The sequence below is a fragment of the Neisseria sp. genome (genome assembly GCF_030523955.1).
Classification (GTDB): Bacteria; Pseudomonadota; Gammaproteobacteria; order Burkholderiales; family Neisseriaceae; genus Neisseria.
This window is the reverse complement of record NZ_JAUNHL010000018.1, coordinates 40,849-51,428: the sequence shown is the minus strand read 5'-3', so window position 1 is coordinate 51,428 and position 10,580 is coordinate 40,849. Positions and strand designations below refer to the sequence as shown.

Below are 10,580 nucleotides of genomic sequence, written 5' to 3'. Positions count from 1 at the left end.
ATAAATCTGCCTCGGATAAATCTACCCGAGATAAATTCGCTCCCTGTAGAGAGGTTCCAGCGAGTGAATGCAGAACCTCTTCCTCTAGTCCGGGCAAATGCAAATTGATATATGGCAGGTACAGATTGGGTAATACTTCCGGGTGGCGGGTCAAATGAATGCCGCCGTCTGCAAAAATGGCTTCCGTTAGGGCAACGGCTAAGGGGCTTTTAGCCAAATTTTTTTGCCGTTTTATATCCTGCTCATGGGGCTTGAACAATGCCAGCCAGGCACTGGTTAATAGGTTTAAAGCCGGTTTGCGGAATGCCTCGCCATGATGGCCGCAATAAAAGGGACGCAGCATTTGAACGGCGGCAATCTGCAAACCCACCGCGCCATCCTGACGGCTAAAGGTAGGCAAATGTTGCTTGGGATTTAATTGGCTAAACTCTCTAATCCTTTCATATTCATTTGGTTTGTCCCCATTACCCTCCCCATGATCTTCTCCCTCTTTTGAATTTGAATATTTCTCTTTTTCGGTGATTTTTTCTTCAACCAAATGCATGCCGCTGACCCATTCGGCAATTTTATGAAACTCTTTTAAGTTAACGTCTTTCCGTTGATTTTCTAACTGTTGAAGAGCGTTTTCATCACGAAACTTCCAAATAAAAAATGCAATGGGTGCGGAAATCATCAACACAACCAAGGTCCAAATGCCATTACCTTTAAAAATTGCTTTCCACGTTTCTTGTTCATGTAGAAACGCTAAGTCATTTATGAAAATTGGAATGAGTATAGACATTTCTAATAAGGCGACTAATAGGATAAGCCTTCCTCTAGATTCATATAGCCACGCAATAAATCTATTTTGATTTTTTGTTGATTCTGAAGGTTGTTTTTTGCTCATCGTATACTCTAATTGATTTAGTGTGATTAAGCGTTAGATCGGATTCTTGAATCCGATATTTTGCACCCTGCGCAGTATCGTAGTTCGAGCATTAATGCCCGACCTACCACCTCAATGCGCCTCTTCCCAATTCTCCCCCACGCCCACTTCGGCCACCAGCGGCACGTTTAATTGTCCACCGGCCACGCCTGCCATAATCTCAGGCAGTTTCTGTTTCACCAATTCCAGTTCCGATTCAACTACTTCCAACACCAATTCGTCGTGCACCTGCATAATCAGTTTGCTTTGCAGGCCGTCTGAAACGAGCCAGTTGCGCACGTCTATCATGGCGCGTTTGATCAGGTCGGAGGCGGTGCCCTGCATGGGGGCGTTGATGGCGGCGCGCTCGGCGCCGGCGCGTTGGTTGGCGTTGGCGGCGCGGATGTCGGGCAGGTAGAGGCGGCGGCCGAACAGGGTTTCGACATAACCTTGCGCGGCGGCCTGTTCTTTGGTGCGCTGCATATAGTCGGCCACGCCGGGGTAGCGGGAGAAGTAGCGGTCGATAAAGTTTTTGGCGGATAGGTTGTCGATGCCCAACGATTTGGCGAGGCCATATTGCCCCATGCCGTAGATCAGGCCGAAGTTGATGGTTTTGGCGTAGCGGCGCTGTTCGCTGCTGACGCTTTCGGGGGCGACGCCAAACACTTCGGCGGCGGTGCGGCGGTGTACGTCTTCGCCGTTTTGGAAGGCGGCGAGCAGGGTTTTGTCGCCGGAGAGGTGCGCCATAATGCGCAGTTCGATTTGCGAATAGTCGGCGGATACGATCACGCTGCCGGCGGGGGCGGTGAAGGCGCGGCGCACGCGGCGGCCTTCGGCGGTGCGGATGGGGATGTTTTGCAGGTTGGGGTTGTTGCTGGCAAGACGGCCGGTGATGGCGACGGCTTGGGCGTAGGTGGTGTGCACGCGGCCGGTTTGCGGGTTGATCATCTCGGGCAGTTTGTCGGTGTAGGTGGATTTGAGTTTGGCCAGGCCGCGGTTTTGCAGGATGATGTTGGGCAGCGGGTAGTCTGGCGCGAGCTGTTCGAGCACGGCTTCGTTGGTGGAAATGCCGCCGGAAGCGGTTTTTTTCAGCCCTTTGGTGGGGATGCCCATTTTGTCGAACAGGATTTCCTGCAATTGTTTGGGCGAGTTGAGGTTAAACGGCTGGCCGGCGATTTGGTAGGCCTGCTGCTCAAGCTGCAACAGTTCGCTGCCCAATTCGTGGCTTTGGCGGGCGAGTTCGTTTTTGTCGATTAATACACCGGTGCGCTCCATTTCAAACAGCACTTGGGCCACGGGCAGCTCCATGTTTTGATACATTTCCAGCTGTTTGGCGTCCATGCGCGCTTTAAGCCAGCTTTCGATGCGCAGGGCGAAATCGGCGTCTTGCGCGGCGTATTCGGTGGCCTGCTCCAGCGCCACGTCGGCAAAACTGATTTGCTTGGCGCCTTTGCCGCACAGGGATTCGTAGGTGATGGTGGGCAGAGCGAGCCAGCGTTCGGCTAATTCGTCGAGGCCGTGCCCCAAGTGGCTTTCGAGAATATACGAGGCGAGCATGGCGTCGCCGGCAATGCCGTTTAAGGCAATATCGTAATTGGCGAAAATGTGTTGGTCGTATTTGAGGTTTTGGCCGATTTTTTTCAGACAGGCATTTTCCAAATGCGGTTTCAGACGGCCTAATACTTCGTTTAAATCAAGCTGTTCGGGCGCGGCGGTGGGGGTGTGGCCGAGCGGGATATACACGGCATCGCCCGCGGCAAAGGCGATGCTGATGCCCACCAGCCGCGCTTCCATCGGGTTGAGCGAGGTGGTTTCGGTGTCGATGCCGACGGCTTCGGCTTGAGATAATCTCTCCAGCAGCGCGGCGAACTGCGCTTCGGTGGTAACCGCTTGGTAATTCAGCGCGGCGGGAGCGGGGGCGGTTTGCGGCAGGCCGTCTGAAACATTGTTCCCAAAGGGACTTCCTGCGGTCGCAGACAGGCTTTGTTCGGCCAATGCTGCCTGTTCGCCAATGTGCGCGGCGCCGAACAAATCGCCGTTGCCTTCATGCATGCGTTCTTCGGCTTCTTTCAGCCAGGTGCGGAAATTCAGGCGCTTGAATTCCACCGCCAGCTGCGACCATTTCGGCGTGCTGCGGCGCAGGCTTTCGAGGCCGTCTGAAAGTTCAGCGTGCAAATCGACATCGGTTTTAATGGTCACCAGTTGGTAAGACAAGGGCAGTTGAGGCAGCGCGGCTTGCAGGTTTTCGCCTACCTTGCCTTTGATTTCGCCCGCGTGTTCGATCACACCCTGCAAGGTGCCGTATTGTTCCAGCCATTTCACTGCGGTTTTCGGGCCGCATTTTTCCACGCCCGGTACGTTGTCCACTTTGTCGCCCATCAGCGTGAGGTAGTCGATGATTTGGTCGGGGCGCACGCCGAACTTGGCTTTTACGCCGTCGATATCGAGCTTTTCGTTGCTCATGGTGTTCACCAGCGTAACGTGCTCGCTCACCAGTTGCGCCATGTCTTTGTCGCCGGTGGACACCACCACGTTCCAGCCCGCCGCTTCGCCCTGTTTGGCCAGCGTGCCGATCACGTCGTCCGCTTCCACGTCGGGCACCACCAACACCGGCCAGCCCATCAGCCGCACCATTTCCGGCAGCATTTCCGCCTGCGGGCGCAAGTCGTCGGGCATCGGCGGGCGGGTGGCTTTGTAGTCGGGAAACATTTGGTGGCGGAAGTTTTTGCCTTTGGCGTCAAACACCACCGCGCAATAGTCGTGCACATAATCGGCGCGCAGGCGGCGCAGCATATTGAGCACGCCGTAAAGCGCACCGGTGGGCGTGCCGTCGGGCGCGGTTAAGGGCGCCATGGCGTGAAAAGCGCGGTAGAGATAGGAAGAGCCGTCAACGAGGAGCAGGGTTTGGGACATGGGAATGCCTGTCTGAAAACTGATTGGAGATGACGGGATTATAACGGGATAAGGCGGGCGGGGCATCTTTGGGCTAGGCCGGTGAGTTTGCGGTTGCGGCAAAGATGGCAAGATACTCGGGTCAAGCCCGAGTATGACAGGCATTGGGACGTAGGTCGGGCATTTATGCCCGACCTACCGTTGTTCTTTCACAATCAATATTTGCTTAATTTAGAAGAATGCCTGTCTGAAAAACAGATGGGCGGTTTTCAGACAGGCATTGAATGCGCTTTAAAACACCCGGGTTTCAAATACCTGCGGATTCGGTTCGTTCAAATCCATGTCGAAGTCGTCTACCGTAATCGCGATTTTGATGAGGCGGCGGGCTTGGCGCAGTTGCGCGGCTTCGTCTTCGCTGATCAGGTTCATCTCAACGGCTTCGCTGATGCGGGCGGCGGGGGTTTCTGCCGTCAGCTGCCCTTTGGCTTCGGCTTTGCGCAACAGTTGCTCCAGCTTGCCGGTTTGCCGCGCGGCTTCCAGCGCGGGTTTTAAAACGGCCAGCGGCTCGTATAAGTCGTCGGCTTCGGCTTGTGGTTTGAAGTGGAAGCGGGTGAGGCGCTCGAGTGTTTCATCGTGCCGCTGCATGTCGGCGGCCACTTGGTGCGCCAGTTTGTCGCTCGGTGCAGCTTCGCGTTTGCCGAGCGGGAACACGATCAGCCGCAAGAGGGCGGCCGCCCAGCGGTTGGGCAGGTTGGCAATCAGGCCGGAAAGTGAGGTTTCGGTTTCATGCAACGCCATGCGCACCGCATATTCGGCCAACGGCAAATCGGCACTTTGGCTGCTTTCGCGCTCGAAGCGTTTCAGACAGGCCGTGGCGATATAGAGGTTGGAAAAGGCATCGGCCAACCGGCCGGAGAGGCTTTCGCGCCGTTTCAAGTCGCCGCCCAGGCTGAGCATGGCGACGTCGGCGGCGAAGGCGAAAGCGGCGCTTAAACGGTTGAGCTTTTTATAGGCAAAAGCCAGTTTGCCGCGGGGGGCTTGGCCGCCGCCGTTGGTGATGCCGAAGACGAAGCTGCGGGCGGCATTGCCGGCGCTTTGGCGCAGGTGGCTGCAAAAGGCGCGGTCGAACGCCGCTATGTCATCGGCTTCCAGTGCGCGGATTTCCGACAAGACGTGATGGTGGCAGCGGAAAGCACCTTGTCCGAAAATCATCAGGCTGCGGGTTAAGATGTTGGCACCTTCCACCGTGATGCCGATGGGGATGGCGTTGTACATGGCCGCCAGATAGTTGCGCGGCCCGGTTACCACGGCGCGCCCGCCGTGGATATCCATCGCATCGTTGATGACTTTGCGCAGCCGCTCGGTATTGTTGAATTTCACCATGGCGGAGATCACCGAAGGGTTTTCACCCAGATCCAAGCCGGTTAAGGCCAAATCCTGCGTGGCTTCCATTTGGTAGGTATGGCCGCCGATGCGGGCCAGTGCGTCGGCCACGCCTTCGAATTTGCCGATGGGCAGGCCGAACTGCTGGCGGATGCCCGCCCAGGCGGAGGTGGTCCAGGCGGCGTGTTTGGCGTTGCCCACCGATTGCGAGGGCAGAGAGATGCAGCGGCCGATCGACAGGCATTCCATCAGCATCCGCCAGCCCTGGCCGGCATAGTCGCGCCCGCCGATAATCCATTCGAGCGGAAAGAAAATATCTTTGCCCCACACCGGGCCGTTCCAAAACGGCGTGCCGTTCGGATAATGCCGGCGGCGGTGGTGCAGCCCTTCCATGGCGGTCGGTAAGAGGGCGCAGGTGATGCCGATGTCGGTCTCACCGCCGAGCAGCCCTTCGGGGTCGCGCAGTTTGAACGCCAAGCCGATAACGGTGGCGATCGGCGCCATAGTGATCCAGCGCTTTTCAAAACTGACGCGTATGCCCAATACGTTTTCGTGAAAACTGCCGTCGCGCGGATCGGTATAGCTGCCGTAACACACGATGCCGGTATCCGGAATGGCGCCGGCGTCGGAACCCGCCCAAGGGCTGGTGAGCGCAAAACAGGGCATGTCTATGCCTTTGGCCAGGCGCGGCAGGTAGTAATCTTTTTGTTCGGCGGTGCCGTAATGTTGGATGAGTTCGGCCGGTCCCAGCGAATTGGGCAGCATGATCATGTAGGCTGCGGCCGGGCTGCGGCTGGCGATTTTGGTGGCGACTTTGGCATGGGCGTAATGCGAAAATGCCAGCCCGCCGTATGATTTTTCGATAATCATCGCGATAAAGCCTTTGTCTTTAACGTATTGCCACACTTCGGGCGGCAGGTCTTTATCGTGTTGGCTAAAGCGCCAGTCGTTGAGCATCTGGCAGAGGGTTTCGGTTTCGTTGTCCAGAAACGATTGCTCTTCGGGCGTGAGCTCTGGGTCGCGGTATTGCGACAGTTTCTGCCAATCCGGCCGTCCGTTGAAAATCTCGGCGTCCCACCAAACCGTACCGGCATCGATGGCGGCCTGCTCGGTGGCGGAGAGCGGCGGCAGAATGTTTTTAAACAGCCTGAACGCCGGCTGGCTCAGGAATTTGAGGCGCAGGGAATCGACGGCAAACAGCAGGCACAGCGCGGCCCACAATAAGCCCAGCCACCAAGGGAAAATTCCCGCAAGCGTTAATAAAGCGGCTAAGGCCAGCCAGAACGGCCAGGCGGCGCCGAAAAAAGCCAGTAATAAGAGGCCGGCCAAGGCGGCGATGATTGCCCACATAAGTTTTCTCCTTGTTGTTCTGGTTATATAGTGGCTTAAATTCAAAATGGTACAGCGTTGCCTTGCCTTGCCGTACTATCTGTACTGTCTGCGGCTCGTCGCCTTGTCCTATTTTTAATTTAAACCACTATAGTTGTGATGAATCATGCCTGTCTGAAAACGGTGGGAGCGGGGTTTCAGACAGGCATGGTTTTGACTTTATCCGCGCTGATTCAGGTTATCCAGCAGGCGCTGCAAGGTGGAGCGGAGCATCATGACATTCTCCGGCAGCAGCCCGACCAGCATCGTCCGTTCGAAAGCCTCGGCCTCGGCCATGCAGCGCTGGTAAACGGCCAAACCGGTTTCGGTTAAATCAATCAAGACCATTCTGCCGTGGTTGGGATCGTTTTGTTTGCTGACCCAGCCGTGCAGGATCATGGTGTTCACAATCTGGTTGGCGGCTTGCGGCGAAATAAACGAACGGGCGGCCAGCGAGGCGTTGGCCGTAGCGCCGCGCCGCGCCAGATGCGAGAGCATCGTAAACTGCGGCAGGCTGACCCCCAGCGGCTTGAGCGCCTCGCTCAGGTGCTGGCTGACCAATCGGTCCAAGCGCCCGAGGCTGTAGCTGACGGTAGGCAGATCGTTGTTGGCAAGCACCGTGTGCTCCATATTTTCCCTTTCGTTATTGGCTTTTCGTGCGGCTAAAGCGCAGCACCAATGTAAATGCGCTGATAAAGGCGATGGCGATCACCGGAATGGCGGCGGTAATCACGGCGCCGCTGGATTGGCCGGCGCCCAGAATCAAACCGGCCAGAATCGGGCCGGCGAAAGAGCCGGCGCAGCCGACGGCCACGGCGGTGCCGACGCCGGTGCCGCGGATGGCGGCAGGATAAAACATGCCCGCCAGCGCGTAAAGCGCGCCTTGGCCGCCGATAATAAAGATACCGCAGGCAGTGGTGGCCGCCACCAGTGCGCTTAAGGATGATCCTTCGGACAGGGCATACAGCGCCGCCAGCATGCCGACGTAAATCATAACGACCACTGCTTTGATGTTCAGCTTATCCAGCAGCAAGCCCAGCAGCAGGGTGCCCAATACGCCGCCGACGTTAAAGCCTATCTGAACGTAATTGATTTCTTCGCGGCTGAAATTTTGGTTGGCAAACAGGGTCGGCAGCCAGTTGAGCAATACATATAAAACAATCAGCGTGCAGAAAAAGCTGACCCACAACTGAAGCGAGCCGAACAGGCGGCCTTCGCCGAACAGAATATGCGGGATGGAATATTTGCGCTGCTCGGCTTCCAGCTTGCTTTGCAGATAGGCCTTCGATTCCGGCAGAAACAGCCAGATTACCGGCAACAGCAGCAGCGGGGCGAAACCGCCGACATAGAAAATCGACTGCCAACCGAATTGTTTGGCCATGGAAATCGCCACCACCGAGGTGAGGATGCCGCCGGCCGGTACGCCGCAATACATCACGCTCACCGCCGTGCCGCGCCATTTCGGGCTGACGGCTTCGGTGGCCATCGTAATTAAAATCGGCAAGGCGCCGCCCAGCCCCAGGCCGGTCAGGAAGCGGGCGCCGAGCAATAAGGGAAACGAAGCGGCATGGGCGGTTAACACGCTCATCAGGCCGAACAGGATGGTGTTGACGATCAGAATCGGCTTGCGGCCATACAGGTCGGCCATTTTGCCGGCCAGCAGTGCGCCGGGCAGGGTGCCCAGCGTGGCGGCGGAAAAGGCCATGCCCAGCTGGTTGGGCTCGAGGTGGAAGGCTTCGCGCATCATCGGAGCCGCCACGCCCATGGATTGCAGGTCGAAACCTTCCATCAGCGCGAGCAGGAAACACAGCGCCAATGTGATTTTGGCACTGTTTTGTATGGTTCTTCCCTCGGCAGTCATGATATTTCTCCTTGATTCCGTTTGTTATAGCAAATTTAATTAATTTTCGATACAAGGCAGCAAGCCGCAGGCAGTACAAATAGTACGGAAAGGCGCAGCAACGCCGTAGCGAAAGTTAAGTTAATCTGCTATATCGGCGCTGCCAACCGGCGGGGAAGGTACCATCGGTGTAAATGCCTGTCTGAAAAGGATTGCAGCGCGTTTTTTTATATTTTTACGGTGCCAGAAAACGCAGCGGATCCGCTTCTTCGCCGTATAAGGCGGCGATTTCTTGCCGGCGGTTGTTGCGCAGCAGGCGCTGGTTGAGGTTGCCTTTATCGGTTTTTTCGCCCAGTCCTGCGTCGGGTGCACGCTCCATCAGGTACAGGCGCGCGATGCGTTTCGAGCTGGCGTTGTAGCCTTGGTTGATTCGCGCCATAAATTGCCCGAACCAAGCCTGTACCGCCGGATGCAGCAACACTTCGCGCCAATCCGCCTGTTCAGACAGGCCGCTGATGCGGCGGGTAACGGTGGGCTTGGCGAAGGCCAATACGCCGATTTCGTATTTTCCCTCGCCCACCAGCACCACATCTTCGATCAATTCATTGCCTTGAATCAGAATGCGGCTGCGCAATTCGCCGACGTTGACGAAGGTGCCGGTGTTCAGTTTGAAGTCTTCGGCGATGCGCCCGTCGTATACCAGGCCGTCGGCGATATTTTGGGGATTGTGCAGGCGCACCGCATCGCCGGTGCAGTAAAACCCTTCTTCGTCGAAACTGGCGCGGCCGTCGTCGTGCCGCCAATAGCCGGGCATCACGTGCGGGCCGCGTACCCGCAGCTCGAGCTTGCCGTCTACCGGTACCAGCTTCACTTCGCAGCCGGGGGCGGGAAAGCCGACGAATCCGGCTTCCAGATTGGTCGGCCCGGTGGTGAAGGTGCAGGAAGGGGAAGTTTCGGTCATGCCCAGCCCGGCCATGATGCGGATGCGCTCGCCGCAATGGGCGTAGCTGATGTCGGAGAGTTTCTGCCACAAATCCTGCGACAGCGCCGCACCGGCGAAGAACAGCAGTTTCACCCGTTTGAAAAAGGTCTCGCGCAATTGGGCGTCTTCGGTCAGCGCGTTGGCCAGCGCCGCCCAGGCAACCGGTACGTTCAAATACAGGGTGGGCGAAATTTCTTTCAGGTTGCGGATGGTTTCGTGGAAGCGGTCGGGTGTCGGGCGGCCGTCGTCGATATAGAAGCTGCCGGCGTTATAGAGCACGATGCCCATGTTGTGGCTGCCGCCGAAGGTGTGGTGCCAGCTCATCCAGTCGACCAATACCGGCGGCTCCTCTTCCATTTGCGCCAGGGTTTGGCGCAGCATCTGCTGATTGCTGCACAGCATTTTGTGGGTGGTCGGTACCACTTTGGGCAGGGCGGTCGAGCCGGAGGTGAACATGAATTTGGCGATGTCGTCGGGGCGGATTTGCGCATGCCGCTGCTCGATGGCGTCGGTGGCCGGGGTGTTTAATAAATCGTTGAAATTCAGACAGGGCTTGCCGTCGATTTCGCCGGTGGTGGTCACAATCGGCTCTTCTGCCTGCCCGCAGGCGGCCAGATGTTTCAGAAAACCTTTACCGTCGCCGGCAAAAAACATGCCCGGCGTGAGCGTTTCGATAACGTGGCGCAATTTGTCGGGCGTTTCGGCCACCAGCGAATAGGCCGGGGCGACATAGGCGTAAGGTATGCCCGCCAGCATGGCGCCGAAATTCAGCAAAAACGCTTCCAGCGAGTTTTCCGAAAGTATCATCAGCGGGCGTTCGGCGGATAAATCGTAGGCAAGCAGCGCTTGGGCGATGTTGCGCGCCGCCGCCAGCGTTTGCGCGTAGGTGTAGCTTTGCCATTGGCCGTTATCGCCGCGCCTGGCGACAAACAGGCGGTCGGGGTGCTTTTCGGCGTTTTCGTACAAACGCTGCGACAATACTTCGGGATAGGGCTTTAAGGCTTCGACGGGGGTGATGTAGTAAACGCCGTCTGCTTCGTGCACGGTCACTTCATGACCGCCCAGCTTTACGTCGCGGACGGGATAGCCAAGATAGGATGTTTGAGTCATGCTGTTTCTCCTTTGCAGCATTTTCAGACAGGCATAGGCAGGGCATGGAGGGTTTTGTTTTTTGTTTTAATCAAATAATGCCTATCTGATGAAAGAAGGCT

General features: G+C 56.9%; 6 protein-coding genes and 1 pseudogene. All 7 read right to left on the bottom strand.

The features are described from left to right. Positions 1-886 (bottom strand): pentapeptide repeat-containing protein (locus Q4C79_RS05535; RefSeq protein ID WP_368492212.1); only part of this gene is annotated, 886 nt, incomplete at its 3' end. A gap of 111 nt (positions 887-997) precedes the next feature. Then, positions 998-3,817, bottom strand: coding sequence for a DNA polymerase I (gene polA, locus Q4C79_RS05530; protein WP_303090022.1), 2,820 nt, complete (start codon positions 3,815-3,817; stop codon positions 998-1,000). Positions 3,818-4,087: 270 nt separating this feature from the next. Continuing rightward, positions 4,088-6,529 carry an acyl-CoA dehydrogenase gene (locus Q4C79_RS05525; protein WP_303090021.1) on the bottom strand — a complete coding sequence of 814 codons (2,442 nt, stop codon included), beginning with the start codon at positions 6,527-6,529 and terminating at the stop codon, positions 4,088-4,090. Positions 6,530-6,554: 25 nt separating this feature from the next. Then, positions 6,555-6,661: pseudogene (locus tag Q4C79_RS05520) on the bottom strand (IS5/IS1182 family transposase); the annotation flags it as partial. Positions 6,662-6,727: 66 nt separating this feature from the next. Then, positions 6,728-7,177 (bottom strand): MarR family winged helix-turn-helix transcriptional regulator, encoded by a 450-nt coding sequence (locus Q4C79_RS05515; protein WP_303090020.1) that lies wholly within the window; start codon positions 7,175-7,177, stop codon positions 6,728-6,730. 13 nt (positions 7,178-7,190) lie between these two features. Beyond that, positions 7,191-8,408, bottom strand: a complete 1,218-nt coding sequence (gene mhpT / locus Q4C79_RS05510; RefSeq protein ID WP_303090019.1) for a 3-(3-hydroxy-phenyl)propionate transporter MhpT — start codon at positions 8,406-8,408, stop codon at positions 7,191-7,193. A gap of 214 nt (positions 8,409-8,622) precedes the next feature. After that, positions 8,623-10,479 (bottom strand): feruloyl-CoA synthase, encoded by a 1,857-nt coding sequence (locus Q4C79_RS05505; RefSeq protein WP_303090018.1) that lies wholly within the window; start codon positions 10,477-10,479, stop codon positions 8,623-8,625. Positions 10,480-10,580 lie beyond the last annotated feature (101 nt).